At 65.3% G+C, this 15,232-nt stretch carries 10 protein-coding genes and 1 other RNA gene; 9 read left to right on the top strand and 2 right to left on the bottom strand.

What is annotated here, in order from left to right; genetic code table 11:
* The first annotated feature begins 187 nt into the window (after nucleotides 1–187).
* Entirely contained in the window at nucleotides 188–3,031 is a 2,844-nt protein-coding gene (locus BG83_RS0106640) for a PD-(D/E)XK nuclease family protein (protein ID WP_024975989.1), read from the top strand.
* Complete coding sequence (locus tag BG83_RS0106635) at nucleotides 3,028–6,549, top strand: UvrD-helicase domain-containing protein (RefSeq protein ID WP_024975988.1); 3,522 nt, start codon at nucleotides 3,028–3,030, stop codon at nucleotides 6,547–6,549. Before BG83_RS0106640 ends, BG83_RS0106635 begins: the two co-directional genes overlap by 4 nt.
* Nucleotides 6,550–6,604: 55 nt before the next feature.
* Here BG83_RS0106635 and ffs read toward each other — a convergent pair.
* An RNA gene (ffs, locus tag BG83_RS28565) (signal recognition particle sRNA small type) lies at nucleotides 6,605–6,703 on the bottom strand.
* A 126-nt stretch (nucleotides 6,704–6,829) separates the two neighbouring features.
* Between ffs and BG83_RS0106630 the strand changes: the two genes are divergently transcribed.
* From BG83_RS0106630 to recR, 4 genes are all read left to right on the top strand, one after another.
* The gene (locus BG83_RS0106630; protein ID WP_024975987.1) at nucleotides 6,830–9,031 is read left to right on the top strand and encodes a DNA polymerase III subunit gamma/tau; all 2,202 of its coding nucleotides are present in this window, start codon (nucleotides 6,830–6,832) and stop codon (nucleotides 9,029–9,031) included.
* Between the two features lie 83 nt (nucleotides 9,032–9,114).
* Complete coding sequence (locus tag BG83_RS0106625) at nucleotides 9,115–9,462, top strand: YbaB/EbfC family nucleoid-associated protein (RefSeq protein ID WP_024975986.1); 348 nt, start codon at nucleotides 9,115–9,117, stop codon at nucleotides 9,460–9,462.
* Between the two features lie 23 nt (nucleotides 9,463–9,485).
* On the top strand, nucleotides 9,486–9,785 hold the full coding sequence (locus BG83_RS0106620; protein ID WP_024975985.1) for an antibiotic biosynthesis monooxygenase family protein: 300 nt from the start codon (nucleotides 9,486–9,488) through the stop codon (nucleotides 9,783–9,785).
* Nucleotides 9,785–10,405 carry a recombination mediator RecR gene (gene recR, locus BG83_RS0106615; protein ID WP_024975984.1) on the top strand — a complete coding sequence of 207 codons (621 nt, stop codon included), beginning with the start codon at nucleotides 9,785–9,787 and terminating at the stop codon, nucleotides 10,403–10,405. The genes BG83_RS0106620 and recR overlap by 1 nt, the downstream gene beginning before the upstream one ends.
* A gap of 17 nt (nucleotides 10,406–10,422) precedes the next feature.
* Here the strand turns inward: recR and BG83_RS0106610 are convergent, their stop codons facing one another.
* On the bottom strand, nucleotides 10,423–11,712 hold the full coding sequence (locus tag BG83_RS0106610) for a carbohydrate porin (RefSeq protein ID WP_419177591.1): 1,290 nt from the start codon (nucleotides 11,710–11,712) through the stop codon (nucleotides 10,423–10,425).
* A gap of 233 nt (nucleotides 11,713–11,945) precedes the next feature.
* Between BG83_RS0106610 and BG83_RS0106605 the strand changes: the two genes are divergently transcribed.
* From BG83_RS0106605 to BG83_RS0106595, 3 genes are all read left to right on the top strand, one after another.
* Nucleotides 11,946–12,860, top strand: coding sequence for a LysR substrate-binding domain-containing protein (locus tag BG83_RS0106605; RefSeq protein WP_024975982.1), 915 nt, complete (start codon nucleotides 11,946–11,948; stop codon nucleotides 12,858–12,860).
* Between the two features lie 22 nt (nucleotides 12,861–12,882).
* On the top strand, nucleotides 12,883–14,091 hold the full coding sequence (locus BG83_RS0106600) for a CaiB/BaiF CoA transferase family protein (protein WP_024975981.1): 1,209 nt from the start codon (nucleotides 12,883–12,885) through the stop codon (nucleotides 14,089–14,091).
* Between the two features lie 89 nt (nucleotides 14,092–14,180).
* Nucleotides 14,181–15,230 carry an ABC transporter substrate-binding protein gene (locus BG83_RS0106595; RefSeq protein ID WP_024975980.1) on the top strand — a complete coding sequence of 350 codons (1,050 nt, stop codon included), beginning with the start codon at nucleotides 14,181–14,183 and terminating at the stop codon, nucleotides 15,228–15,230.
* The last annotated feature ends 2 nt before the right edge of the window (nucleotides 15,231–15,232 follow it).

The raw sequence follows: 15,232 nt of genomic DNA, 5'->3' as shown, positions 1-15,232 counted from the left end.
TGGCGACGTGCGCCGAACCCATACATTACACGATTACACGAACCGGCGTGTATTAGGACCACTGTCGGCGCGGATGCTGCTGATATAGTACCCACGCTCTCATTTTCAACCGATTCAACCGTTGATTCTGCCTATCACGCCGATAGCCGCAGGTCTTCGATTCCCGGTATATCGCTTATCCCCACGCATGCAGACGCTTGCCTTCGCGCCTGGCCCAGCATTCCTTTCCCGTGCCGCCGACGCTGCATGGCGCTTTCTGGATGCGCACGCCCAATCCTCGGGTACCGCCACCGTTGTTGTGCCGACAGCCGCGCAGATTCCGGGGGTGCGCAGTGCCCTGCATGCCAGTGCGCAAGCGGCCGGCACGCCGCGTTTGCTTCCGCGCATTCTGACGCTGGGGCATTGGCTGCTCGATTTGCAGCCCGAAGCGGGTGTACCCGCCACGCGCACGCCGCTGTCGCGGCTGCTTGCCGTGCAGCAGGCCCTCAAGACGCAGGCATGGCTGCGTGAAGCCCTCGGCGCGCAGGACGATGCCGCTCTATGGGGCGTGGCGCAGGTGCTCGTGACGGTGTCGGATGAGTTGTCGCAGCGTTGGCTGACGCTGGATGCAGCACACAGTGGCGCAGATGGGCGACCCGACGAGTTGGAGTCGGCATTGGCGGAGGCGTTGGAGCGTATCTACGCACAATTGTCCGAACGTTTTCTCGGTACCGAATCGCGCATCGTGCTGACGTTCTGGCGGTTGCTTTCGGGCGCGGCGGACCCGATTCCAATGCGGTTGCGCGCCATGCGGCGCCTGCTGGACGAACTGCACGGGCCGATCGTATGGATGAGCCCGACCAATCCCGAGACAGTCGATCTGGATTTTCTGCAGCGCGCCGCCGAGCGCGTGCCGGTGCTCAACATCGGCTACGACTGGAATGCGCCTGAAACTGGCGCCCCTTCGGCGCCTTCCACGCACGCGGATTTCCGCGATCTGCTGCTGCACGCCTGGCCCGAATGCGGTACGCCCGCCCAGGCAGCGGATGATGCTGCCGATGCGCAGATTCCCGCACCAACCCTGCGCATTGCCGGCGCTGCGCGCTTTGAGGACGAAGCCGCCTTCGCCGCGCATACGCTGGTCGATTGGTTGAACGACGGACGCCGCTCGTTGGCGTTGGTGGCGCAGGATCGCATCGTCGCACGGCGTGTTCGCGCGTTGCTGGCGCGGGTGAACGTGCCGGTGCGCGACGAGACTGGCTGGAAGCTCTCCACGACGCGCGCCGCTGCGGCACTTATGCGCTGGGTCGACGTGGTGCAGGGCGACGGCGATACCGCAGCGCTGCTCGATCTCATCAAAAGCCCGTTCTGTTTGCGCGATGCCGACGCCGGCACTGCCACGCCCGCATGGGTTGCCGAACTGGAGCGCCGAGTGCGCCGGCACAACGTTTCTGGTGGCTGGGGACGGTTGCGCCGGCTAGTGGCCGATCGCCCCGCCAACGAAGCCGAGGGCGAAGTCAAGGTTAGCCGCCTGGCCGATCGCCTGGGCGTGCTGGCTGATGAGGCGGCGCTGTGGCGCCGTGCCGGCAGCGCCACGCTCGACGCATGGGTAACGCTGCTGGCAGGCACGCTCGATCGTCTGCATATGCGCACCGGTTTGCAGAACGACGATGCAGGCCGCCAGTTGCTGGATTGGATTGACCGCCTGCGGACCTCCATCCATGGCAGCACCGATGCGGGCGCGCGTTTTTCGCTCACGGAGTGGCGCGCGTTGCTCTCGATGCTGCTTGAGTCCGCCGTCTTCAGCGAGCCTTCACCGCCTGCCGATCGGCGTGTTGTCATCCTGCCGCTGAATGGCGCGCGCATGCGGCGGTTTGATGGCGTTGTGGTGGTGGGTTGCGATGATGCGCAGTTGCCGTCGGCGCAGCCGGAGTGGCTGTTCTTCTCCAACGACGTGCGACGTGAACTCGGTTTGCCCGACCGGGCACAGCGCTTTGCGCAGCAGGCGCGCGACCTGGCCGAAGTGCTGCTCAATCAGCCCGAGGTGGTGTTGACCTGGCAACGTCACGGCGGACGCGGCGAGCCGCATCGCCTTTCCGGTTGGCTCGAACGCTTGCAACGCCGGTTTGCGGTGAGCGGCGTGCGTATCGATACGTCAGTCACGTTGCCCAGCCTGCAGACCACGAGCCAGCCAACCGACATGCCCGCGCCCGCTGCGCCGACGCTGGTGCCGTCTACGTTGAGTGCAGCCGCTTACAACAGCCTGCGCCGCTGTCCGTACCAGTTCTTCGTCGGTCGCATGCTGCGGTTGGGCGAGCTGGAAGAGGTTTCCGACGAGCTGGAGAAACGCGACATTGGCGAGATCCTGCACGCGATCCTGCATCGCTTTCACCGGCAGTTGCTGGAAGCGCCAATGCACGATCCGGCCGATCGTCAGGGGCTGCTGCAGAGCATTACCGACGAACTGTTCGGTCCGCTGTTGGCCGAGGACGGCAACGCGTTGCGCTTCTATCGGCGCTGGCTCGGTGTGATGCCGTCGTACCTGGCGTGGCAGGCCGCGCGTGAGGCAGATGGCTGGCGCTTTGAGGCGGGTGAAGTCGAAGTCGATACGTCCATCACGTTGCCGGACGAGCGTCCGCTGCGCTTGCGCGGCCGTATTGACCGCATTGATGTGCATGACGAACACGGCGTGGCAGTGCTCGATTACAAAACGCAATCGCAAATGGTGCTGGTGCGTCGTGCCAAGACGCCGTTTGAGGATTGCCAACTCCCGTTTTACGGCGTGCTTGATGCGCGCGCAGATTCGGGCGGCTGGGTTTCGCTCGACGGCGAGGCGCGCGGCGACAAGCGCGACGTTGCGTTGCCCGACTTCACGCAAGTCGTTGACTGGTTGATCGAACAGATGCAAAAGGACATGACCGCTCTCGCAGCCGGTGCGCCGCTGCCGGCCTTCGGTGATGAATCGGCGTGCCGCTACTGCGCGGCGCGTGGCCTGTGCCGCAAGGGGTATTGGACCGAAGGTACGCCCCGCGAGCCGGAGGGCGCGGCATGAGCGATCACGCTTACGAACGCGACGGCGCAGCCGTCTCGCCCGAGGCCTTTTCGCGCGCCGCATGCGATCCGCAGCGCTCGGTCGTGGTGGAAGCGTGCGCGGGCAGCGGCAAGACCTGGTTGCTGGTCACTCGCATGTTGCGCTTGCTGCTTGCGGGCGCCGCGCCGTCGGACATTCTCGCCATCACGTTCACGCGCAAGGCCGCCGAAGAGATGCGTCAGCGTTTGCTCGACATCCTCGCGCAACTGGCCGGTGCCGACGATGAGGGTGTCGTGCGCGAGCTGATCGCGCGTACGGTGGATGAGCGCGATGCGCCGGCGCTGATTGAAACCGCGCGTGGGCTGTATGCGCGCGTGCTGGAATCGCCGTCGCGCATGGCGATCGATACGTTCCACGGCTGGTTTGGGTCGTTGCTGCGCGGGGCGCCGCTGTCGTCTGGCGTGCAGCAGGGCGCGTCGTTGCGTGAAGATGCCGGGCGGCTGCGGCGTGAAGCTTGGGCGCCTTTCTGGCGCGGCTTGCTGGCCGAAGATCATGCTGATTTGCGCGCCGCGTATGAAACGCTTGCCGATCTGGTCGGCGATTTCCAGGCCGGTCGCCTGCTCGATGCAATGTTCCACCAGCGCAGCGACTGGTGGGCGTACAAGACGCAGGCCGGCGGGCGTCCGCTGGATGCATTGGACGCACTGCTTGGCGATGATGCGACGGTCGATCCGTTGATCGAAGCGCTGCAGGATGCGGTGTTTTTGGCCGACATGCTGCGCGTGTCCGGCTGGTTTGGGCAGGGTGGTGCGGCCGAGGGCAAGCGCGCCGTGGCCATCGAGTCGGCGGTGACTGCTGCGCGCGGAACGAATGTGTCGGACGAGGCCGCGCGCGCGCAAGCATTTGATGCGCTCTTCGCCGCCTTCCATACGCAGGCCGGCAAGGCACGCGCCTGCAAGCCGACCAAGGCGCTCATCAAAGCCATCGGCGACGAGCACGCACAAACGCTGGTGACCTTGCACACCACGCTATGCGAAGCGCTGACGACAATTCAGGCGCGCCGGCAGGAAGCCCTCGTGCGCGCCGTCAACGCAGCATTGTTTGCGTTGGGCGACGCACTGATCGATCGCTATCAGGCGTACAAGCGCCAGGCGCGCGCGATGGATTTCACCGATCTCGAATGGGAAGCGGCGCGCCTGATGCAGCAAGACGACACAGCTGCTTACCTGCAGGTGCGGCTCGACGCGCGCTACAAGCATCTGCTGCTCGACGAGTTTCAAGATACGAACCCCATGCAGTGGCGCATCCTGCAAGGTTGGCTGGCAGGCTACGCGGGCACTGGCACGCAGCCGAGCGTGTTTCTGGTGGGCGATCCTAAACAATCGATCTACCGTTTCCGGCGCGCCGATGCACGGCTGTTCGACGCTGCGCGTGAAATGCTGGTCGCCGAATTCAACGCGACCGTGCTGCGTACCAATCGCACGCGTCGCAATGCACCGGCCGTGCTGGAGTGGGTCAATGCCGTGTTCCTGCAAGCGCGGGCGCGCGGCGACTATCCCATCTACGCCGAGCAAAGTACCGCCGTGGACGCACCCATTGGGCAGGCGCTGCTGTTGCCGCTGGTGCCGGTGTCCGAAGCCGAGCAGGCTGACGAAGCCGCACCCCGGGATACGCTCACCGAACCGCGCGAAGAGACCGGCGATTCGCAGCGATATGCTGAGGGCCGCCAAGTGGCCGCTTGCCTGCGCGCGTTACACGCCAATGAGCGCATTCGCGAAGGCGGCGTCGAGCGCCCGGTGCGGTGGGGCGATTTCCAGCTGCTCGTCCGCCGCAAACGCTATCTCGCCGATTACGAGCGTGCGCTGCGCGATGCCGGCGTGCCGTATCTGAGCCCGCGCCGTGGCGGTCTGCTGGCTACGCTCGAAGCGCTTGATCTGTGCGCGCTGCTTGATTTTCTGATGACGCCGCAGGCCGATTTATCGCTCGCGCATGTGCTGCGCAGCCCCATCTTCGCCGCCACGGACGACCACCTCATCGCACTGGCGCAGTTTGGCGAAGGCACGGTCGCATTGACTTGGTGGGAGCGGCTGACAGCGCTGGCCGGCCAGGCTGATGCGGCGGACACCTTGCGCCACGCGCATCGCATGCTCTCGCGCTGGCTGGCGGTGGCGCCCACGCTGCCCGTGCACGACTTGCTCGATCACATCGTCTACACCGGCGAACTCAAGCGCCGTTATGCCGAGCGCGCACCGGCCGCAAACCGCGACCAGGTGCTCGCCAACCTGGATGCGTTTTTGAAGCTCGCGCTCGATCTGGACGGCGGCCGCTATCCGAGTCTGCCGAAGTTCATGGCCGAACTGCGCGCCATCCGCCAGGGCGATGAGGATGAAAGCCCTGACGAAGGCACGCAGGGCGACACGGACGCGCCGGATGCTATCGACGCCGAAGTCGCCAGCGAAGGTCTTGATGCCGTACAGATCCTGACCGTGCATGCCTCGAAGGGGCTGGAAGCGCCGTTCGTCGTGCTGCTCGACAGCCACCACAGCGACGCGCGTGTCGATACGGCCGGCATCCTGATCGACTGGCCGCCCGGCGCGCAAGCGCCTGCGCATTTTTCCGCGTTCGGCAAGACGTCCGAGCGCGGCCTTGCGCGCGAGCCTCTTTTCAAGCAAGAAAACGACCTTGCCGAGCGCGAGAACTGGAACCTGCTCTACGTGGCGATGACGCGTGCACGGCAAGCGCTGATCGTTTCCGGCGTCGCAAACAAGCGTGATGCCACGGCGGCCCAATCTGTCGATGAAGGTGATGCGCCTGAGGTGGACGGCACGGCGAGCTGGTACACGCTGCTCGCCGCGGCAGGCGTAGCGTCACCCGCTCCGGTTGTTGACGGCGCAGCCGATTTGGCTGTCAGCGCTGCGGGGCAGGAGGCGGTCTCGTATCACGATTTCCGCGCACCGCTGACTGTGACGGTGCGTGTTGGTGCTGCCGGCGCTGTCGCTGAGGGCGCCGCCGATATCGTTTTTGACCAAGGCGCCGTCGCACAGGGCGAATTGCTGCATGCGGTGCTTGAGCGCCTGACACGCCGGGGCTTGCCCGAACAGGCGCCCGACGCCGAGACGATCGCGCGCTGGTTCAGTGCCACCGGCGTCACGCAAGCCGACGCCACACGCGCCGCCGAAGCCGTGCGCCGGATGCTCTCAGCCGAGACGCTGGCGCATGTCTTCGACCCCGCGCGCTTCGACGCCGCGCATAACGAGATCGAACTTTTTGGCCCAGACGGTGCGCTGTTGCGCATCGATCGCCTGATCGAACGTGGCAACGACGTCCTGGTGGTCGATTACAAGCTGCGCTTGCTGCCGGTCGAACGCGCTGCCTATGCAGATCAGTTGCGCGGCTACGTGGCTGCCGTCACGCCGATGTATCCAGGGCGCACCGTGCGCGCAGGCGTGGCTACCGCACAGGGCGAATGGATCGATCTGGAATCGTTGCCGAAGCCGGTCCAGGCATCACATGACGACAGCCAAGGCGCGTTGTTCTGACGCGAGCGGCACAGACAAAAAACGGGGAGGGGTGATGCGGAGGGGAAAAGAGAAGGGGGACGAGCCTGACCCTCGGCACTGGCGGAAAACGGCTGTGGCTGCTTCGTTCCCGACCTGACCAGGTTGACCGCGCCACCATGCGAGGAGGCCCGTCCGACCGCCATTGTAACCGACTCCCACGTCCCCACCTGAATATCCTTGCAATTCGCTCGGCGCGCATGGCGGTTGACCCCACCGAAACCGCGTCGGAAATCCACCTCGCTTTGCTACAATCCGCCGCATGAGTTATCAAGTGCTCGCCCGCAAGTGGCGCCCTCGCGATTTCACCACGCTGGTCGGTCAGGAACACGTGGTGAAAGCGCTCACGCATGCGCTCGAACAGCAGCGCCTGCACCACGCATACCTGTTCACGGGTACGCGCGGTGTCGGCAAGACGACGCTGTCGCGCATCCTTGCCAAATCGCTCAATTGCGTCGGCGCGGATGGGCAGGGCGGCATCACCGCGCAGCCGTGCGGCGTGTGCCGCGCCTGTACCGAGATCGATGCCGGGCGCTTTGTCGATTACATCGAGATGGATGCCGCCTCCAACCGCGGCGTCGACGAGATGGCGCAGTTGCTGGACCGCGCGGTCTACGCACCAACCAGCGGCCGCTTCAAGGTCTACATGATCGACGAAGTGCACATGCTGACCAACCACGCCTTCAACGCGATGCTGAAGACGCTGGAAGAACCACCCGAGCACGTCAAGTTCATTCTTGCGACGACCGATCCCCAGAAGATTCCGGTGACGGTGCTGTCGCGTTGCCTGCAGTTCAACCTCAAGCAGATGCCGCCGGGGCACATCGTGTCTCACCTGGACCGCATTCTTGGCGAAGAGGGCATCGCTCACGAGCCGAATGCGCTGCGTCTGTTGGCGGCCGCCGCGCAGGGTTCGATGCGCGATGCACTGTCGCTTACCGATCAGGCCATCGCGTACAGCGCTGGCGAGGTGAGTGAGGCTGCCGTGCGCGGCATGCTTGGCGCGATTGATCAAAGCTACCTCGTGCGTCTGCTCGATGCGCTGGCCGACGAGAACGGCGCGGCGCTCATCGAGATTGCCGACGAGATGGCCGGGCGCAGTCTGAGCTTCTCGGGCGCGCTGCAGGATCTTGCATCCCTGCTGCAGAAGATTGCGCTGGCGCAGGTCGTGCCCGCCGCTGTGCAGGACGACTGGCCCGAGGCCGACGATGTACGCCGCCTCGCGGAGCGGTTCGACGCGCAGGCGGTGCAACTGTTTTACCAGTTTGCCAACCTGGGCCGGAACGAACTGGCGCTGGCGCCGGATGAGTACGCCGGCTTCACGATGACGCTGCTGCGCATGCTGGCGTTCCAGCCCGGACAGTCGGGTGGGGACGCGCCGCCGCCTTCGGGCGGTGGCGGCGGGAAGCGGGCAATGCCGCTGGCGGTAACGCCGGCCGGATCGACGCGTCCAGCGGTCACGGCGACTACGCCTGTGGCGGCACCGGTTGCTGAGGTTGCGCCGGTGGCGATGCGTCCGGAGCCGGTGGTCGAGGCGCCGCGAGCGACTTATCAGGCGACTCCGCCGGCGCCAGCGCCCGTTGCGGCGGTTGCAGATACGCCGGCTGCGGCCCCAGCGCGTCGCTCGCCGGCAATGGAAGCGTTGGCCGCTGCGCGTCAGGCGTCAAGCCGTGGCCGTGGTGGTGCTTCCGCGCCTGCTGCTGCACCGGTAGCCGCGCCTGCGCCTGTGGCCCGTCCTGCTGCTCCTGTTGCTCCCGTCGTGGGCCCGCGTCCGAATCCGGCCGCGGCAGCGGCCTCTCCGCCGCAGCGCCGTGAGCAGCCGGTTGCAGTTGCCACGCCCGCCGATGATGGCCCGCCGCCCTGGGATGAAATGCCGGGCGAATTTGCTTCGCCGTCGCTTGAAGAGATGGACGCGGCCTTTGCCGGTTGGGATTCCGCTTCGAGCGGGCGCCCCGGCGCGTCTGAACCGGCAACACGTCCAGCACAGATCGAGGCGCCGGCAGCTGCACCCGTGCCGGCCAAGACGGTCGCCCCGGAGCCGCTAGCCGCTGCTACGCCGCCGGATCTGAGCGCCAGCGGTCTTACCACGTTCGACGGCAATTGGCCGGCGCTGGCAGCGAGCCTGCCGATCCGCGGTCTGGCCCAACAGCTGGCTTACCAGAGCGAGTTGGCAGCCGTGGAAGGCGTCACGGTGCGCCTTCGCGTGCCGCTGCCCCCCCTCACCGATGCCAACGTCGTCGAGCGTCTGGAGGCGGCACTGACGGAACACTTCGGCACGCCCGTTCGCGTGGCGTGCGATATCGGACCCGCACGCGCCACCGCGGCGGCTGTCGATGCCGAGCAGCGCGCCGAGCGCCAACGCAATGCCGAAGATGCCATCGCCGCCAACCCGTTTGTGCAGGCGCTGGTCCGGGACTTTGCCGCGCAGGTCGTCCCCGGTTCGATCCAACCGCACGCGCACTGAATCGCATTCCAAGACTGAACATTGAACACCGGCGCACCGCTGAGCGGCGCGTCTTGCATGACCCATTTCAAGGAGCAACGACCATGATGAAAGGCCAGATCGCCGGGCTGATGAAGCAGGCCCAGCAGATGCAGGAAAACATGAAGAAAGCGCAGGAGCAACTCGCTCTGATCGAGGTGGAAGGCGTGTCCGGCGCTGGCCTCGTGAAGGTGGTGATGACCTGCAAGAACGACGTGAAGCGCGTGTCGATCGACCCGAGCCTGCTGGCCGAAGGCGAAGACAAGGATCTGCTGGAGGACCTGATCGCCGCTGCGTTCAACGACGCCGTGCGCAAGGCCGAGGCCACCGCGCAAGAAAAGATGGGTTCCCTCACTTCCGGCCTGGGCGGCATGGCCAGCATGCTGCCGCCTGGCTTCAAGCTGCCGTTCTAAACGACGCTCATCAGGATCGCGCCATGGTGCTGGAATCCGCGCTGCTGCACGTCAGGCTCGGCCAGGAAACTGCCTTCGAGGCGGCCTTTGATGAGGCTCGCCACATCATCGGTGCGATGCGGGGCTTCGTTTCGCTGTCGCTGTCGCGCTGCATGGAGAAGACCAGCGATTACCTGCTGCTGGTGCAGTGGCAGACGCTGGAAGACCACACCATCGGCTTTCGGCAGTCGCCCGAGTACCAGCGGTGGCGAGCGCTGCTGCATCATTTCTATGACCCGATGCCGGAAGTGCTGCACCACACGACGGTTCTGGAGCATGCGTGATGCGTAACGCTCCAGGCACGCCGTCGGCGCTGCAGATGCTGGTTGAAGCCTTGCGTGTGCTGCCGGGTGTCGGCCCCAAGTCGGCCCAGCGGATGGCGTATCACCTGATGCAGCATGACCGCGAGGGCGCTGCGCAACTGGCGCAGGCGCTGTCCGAGGCGACGGAATCGATCCAGCATTGCAGCCGGTGCAATACCTTCACCGAGCAGGAAATCTGCGAAACCTGCCTGGATGCGCGTCGCGATGCGTCGGTGCTGTGCGTGGTGGAAACGCCAGCCGATCAGATGATGATCGAGCAGACGCTGACCTATCGCGGCCAGTATTTTGTGCTGATGGGGCGGCTCTCGCCGCTGGACAACATCGGCCCGAAAGAGATTCACCTCGAACGCTTACTGGCCCGCGCCACTGACCCTGCGCTGGGTGGGCCCTGCGCTGAGGTCATCCTTGCTACCAACTTCACCAGCGAAGGCGAGGCGACTGCCCACTACATCGGCGAAATGTTGAAGGCGCGCGGCATCAAGGCGACGCGTCTGGCGCGTGGTGTGCCGGTGGGCGGTGAGCTGGAATATGTGGACGCGGGCACCATTGCTCGCGCGGTGCTGGATCGGCGCCAGCTCTGAGCTGGCACAAACGAACCTCAGAATTCGGTATGCAGGCGCGTACCGAAGAACACCGCAGGGCCGCGATCGGCGTTGTAGCCGGGGTTGCGGATCCATTGCGCGTCGGCGCTGATCCACAGGTGCTTGGTCGCCTGGAAGCTATAGAACGCCTCGACGATCTGCTCGGGCGCATAGTTCAGCTTGCCGTCCCCTAGGAATACGCCCAGGCCGCCTTGCTGCAGGTAGCGGCGGTGATCCGGCGACAGCATGTTGATGGCGGCCGCGAGCCCGACCGTGTCATCCGAGCGGCCCCACTTGCTGCCCTTGACCAGCGTGCCAAACGACACTGAGCGGTCGATTTCCGTAAAGGCGTAGGTTTCCGTCTTGCCATCCGCCCACGATGCGCGTGCGAAGACGCCAATGTCATCGTTGATCTGCTGTTCGCCGCCAATGCCGATCCCCACCTTGGTGTTGTCGCGTCGCGCGAGGCTGATGTCCGGTGCGCTGCCCGTCGACTGGCCAAGGGCGAGGGCATCGTCGTAGCGCGCCATGTCGGTCCTGTTGCGGAAGAGCATGACGCGCAGCTTGCCGGGCTGGCCGGCGAGTGTGTGACTGCGCTCCACTTCAAACACGTCGCCGTAGTGGCGGCCGATACGCGTGTCCAGCGGCAGGCCGTTGGATTCTTCCGGCTGGATGAAGCGGCCAATGCGGTAGGCCCAATCGCCGTCGTAATACTCGAGGGCAGCGCCCCAGGTGTAGCCGCGCGCATCGGCGGCGTAGTCGAACGCGCCGTGCGTGAGGAACGACCAGTTCAGGAACTGCGTGCGCGGGTCATGCGAGTAGGTCACGCCGTCGAATACGTCCAGCACCGAGAAGTTGCCTGCCGTGAACACCAGGCGACGCTTGTCGACCTGGCCGGCAAACTGGTTCATCTCGGCTTCCCGGTCTTCGGTGCCACCGCCTAGCCCGACCGTCTGGCGGAAGAAGGCGCGTGCGCGGTAGAGCGTCGGGTTTGGGCCGGCGGTCTTGGCCAGCTCGCCATTGGTGAATCCGGCCAGGCCATGCAGACCCGAGAAAGGCTGGCCGAGCGCCATTTCCGGATTGATGTGCACTTCAGCGCCTTGCCACAGGCGCATGCCCAGATCGAGCGTCGTCGTGACCGAATAGCTTGTGGTCGATTTGGCTGACAGGCTGTTCGGCCCGCTGTACGGCGAGTGGAACGACAGGTCGTGCTGCCACACGTAGGTCGCCTGGCCATGCACGGCAAAGCGGTCGGGATCGTTGATCGCCCAACTGGCGGTGTCGCCTGTGCTGCTTTGGGTTGCCAAGGCATGGCCGGCGCTCAAGGAGAGGGCGCACAGGGCGGTCAAGCGGGCAAGACGGAACGGAAGCAACATGGCAGCAAGCAGAGAGAACGCCGTTAGAATCCCTTTTTCGGATCCGGGAACGGCAAAAGTCCGCCATGTTAAACGTGGGCGGGTGACGGCCGGATGAAACACGCACGGAACGTGCCACGATGTCACATCCGATGTTGTGTATTTCCCACCTTCAGCTTTCCACGATGAATCTCGCCCGCTTCGATCTTGTCACCCTCGGCTTGTTCGTGGCGGTGGCCCGGCTTGGCAGCATCTCGGCCGGGGCACGCCAATCACACCTGGCTGTAGCTGCGGCAAGCAAGCGGATTTCCGATCTGGAAGCAGCCGTGGGCGCGCCGTTGCTCTATCGGCATGCCGCCGGCGTGGAGCTGACCGAGGCCGGCCAGGCGTGCTTCCGCCATGCTGTGGGCATCCTGCAGGACGTCGAGCGTATGGCCGGTGCGCTATCGGACTTTGCCGCCGGCACGCGCGGGCTGGTGCGCGTGTGGGCCAACACCTCATCGATTACGCAATTCCTGGCCGACGACCTGGCCGCCTTCATGCTGGCCAATCCGGCCATCCGCATCGCGCTGGAAGAGCAGGACAGCGGCGATATCGTTGCCGCGCTGCGTGAAAATCGGGCAGACCTTGGCATCTTCGCGGCCGGTACGCCGTGCGATGGGCTGCAATCGTTCGACTATCGCGAGGACGATCTCGCCTTGGTTACGCCGCGCGGGCATCCATTGGCCGGGCGCAAGCAGGTCCACTTCGCCGACGCCGTGGATTTCGATTTCGTCAGCCTGCCGCCGGGCACCTCGCTGGCTGCGCAACTGGTCGACGAAAGCCTGCGCTTGGGCAAGCCGCTGCGGCTGCGCATCCAGGTGCGCAGCTTCGAAGCCGTCTGCCGCATGGTGGCTTCCGGCCTGGGCGTGGGCGTGTTGCCGCGCATCGCGGCACAAGGGCACGTATCGAGCCTGCCGGGTGCGGGTCTAGCACTGGTGTCGCTGCAAGACGAATGGGCGCATCGCCGCCTGTTGGTCGGCGTGCGCGATCCCGACGCGCTGACCAGCTCCGCGCGCCTGTTGATGACGTATCTGCTTGGCAACCCCGCTGCACTCTGAATTCAACGCTTTCTACACAACCATGCCGACACAGGTTTTGCAGGACATCCGCGTGCTCGAACTCGGGCAACTGATTGCCGGGCCGTTTGCAGCCAAGACGCTCGCCGACTTTGGCGCGCAGGTCGTCAAGATCGAGCCGCCCGGGCAGGGCGATCCGCTGCGCAAATGGCGGATGCTGCATGAGGGCACGTCAGTCTGGTGGGAAGCGCAGTCGCGCAACAAGCAGTCCGTCTGTGTGGACCTGCGTGTGCCGGAAGGGCAGGAAGTCGTGCGCAAGCTGGCCGCCGAAGCCGATGTCCTGATCGAGAATTTCCGCCCCGGCACGATGGAAAAGTGGGGGCTGTCGTATGAGGCACTGTCCGCCATCAATCCGAAACTGATCATGCTGCGCGTGTCGGGCTATGGCCAGACGGGCCCCAAACGCGATGAACCCGGCTTTGCCGCCATTGCTGAAGCCATGGCCGGCCTGCGCTATTTGACCGGTGAGCCGGGGCGGCCGCCTGCCCGCGCCGGGCTGTCACTTGGCGACACGATCGCCGGCTTGCACGGCGCGCTAGGCGTGTTGCTGGCCTTGTACGAACGCGATGCGCGCGGAGGCAAGGGGCAGGTGATCGACGTGGCGCTGTATGAATCCGTGTTCAACCTGACGGAGAGCCTGCTGCCGGAGTACTCCGTGTTCGGCGCAATTCGCCAGCCCGCGGGTGGGGCGCTGCCGGGCATCGCGCCGTCGAACGCCTACCGCTGCGCCGGTGGCGAATACGTTCTGATTGCCGCCAACGGTGACAACATCTTCCGCCGCCTGATGCAACACATGGGCCGGCAAGACCTGGCCGACGATCCCGATTTGGCCCGCAACGACGGCCGCGCCGCCCGGGCGGACGAAATCGATGCCGCCATCAACGCCTGGACGGGCACGCTGCCCATCGCCGATGTGCTGGCCGCGCTGCATGCGGCCGAGGTGCCCAGCGGCCCCATCTACACCGTCGCCGACATTGCCGCCGACCCGCACTACCGCGCGCGCGGCGTGATCGAAACGGTGCGCGCGCAGTCGGGCATCGATGTAGAGATGCCGGGCGTGGTACCCAAGCTTTCCGCCACGCCGGGCGCCGTACAGGCGAGCGCGCCGCGCCTGGGTCAGCACACGCGCGACGTACTGCGCGGCCACGGCCTGACCGACGCGCAGATCGACGCGCTGGTTTCGCAAGGCATCATTGCCGAAGCCAAAAGCTAAACAGCTAGGACGATCCCGCATGTTGTGTTGCAAATCGTTGCGGTAAGATCGCCGCCGAGGCAGTGAACGCCACAAAACAGGAGACAGGCATGGGGACACGAGTCATTGGGCGCTGGGCAAAATGGATGGGCGCAGCACTGTGCGCGACGAGCCTGGTGGCTGCCAGCCCCGCCGTTCTGGCACAGGGCAAGCCTGAAAAGAGCAAGATCACCATCGCGGTGGGCGGCAAGGCGCTGTTCTACTACCTGCCGCTGACGATTGCCGAGCGCCTGGGCTACTTCAAGGACGAAGGTCTGGACGTTGAAATCGTCGACTTTGCCGGTGGCGCGAAAGCCCTGCAGGCCGTGGTTGGTGGCAGCGCCGACGTGGTGAGCGGCGCGTATGAGCACACGCTGGTATTGCAGGCCAAGGGCCAGATGTACCAGGAGTTCGTGCTGCAAGGGCGGGCGCCCCAGATCGTGCTGGCGGTCAACAACAAGACGATGCCCAACTACAAGTCGATTGCCGACTTGAAAGGCAAGAAGATCGGCGTGACAGCTCCGGGTTCGTCGACCAACATCATGGTCAACTACGTGCTGGCGCGCGCCGGCATCAAGCCGAACGAAGTGTCGATCATTGGCGTGGGTCCGAGCAGTGGGGCGATTGCCGCCGTGCGTGCGGGCCAAATCGACGCCCTGGCCAACCTGGACCCAGTGATGTCGATGCTCACGCAGAAGAATGAAGTGCGCGTGGTCTCGGATACCCGCACGCTGGCCGATACCAAGGCGGTATTCGGCGGCAACATGCCGGCCGGCTGCCTGTATGCATCTACCGCGTTCATCCAGAAGAATCCGAACACGACACAGGCGATGACCAACGCCATGGTGCGCGCGCTCAAGTGGCTGCAGAAGGCGGGCCCCTCGGACATCGTCAAGACGGTGCCGGAAGCCTATCTGCTGGGTGACCGCGCGTTGTATCTGGCGGCGTGGGACAAGGTGCGCGAGGCCATCTCGCCGGATGGCACGATGCCCGTCGACGGCCCCGCCACAGCACTGCGCACGCTGTCGGAGTTTGATGCGGAAGTGAAGGGCAAGCAGATCAAGCTCGACCAGACCTTCACCAACGCCTTCGTGCAGAAGGCCAACGCCAAGTACAAGTAATT

It is taken from the genome of Ralstonia pickettii, from assembly GCF_000607165.1.
GTDB lineage: Bacteria > Pseudomonadota > Gammaproteobacteria > Burkholderiales > Burkholderiaceae > Ralstonia > Ralstonia holmesii.
This window is presented reverse-complemented; position numbering and strand designations above follow the sequence as displayed.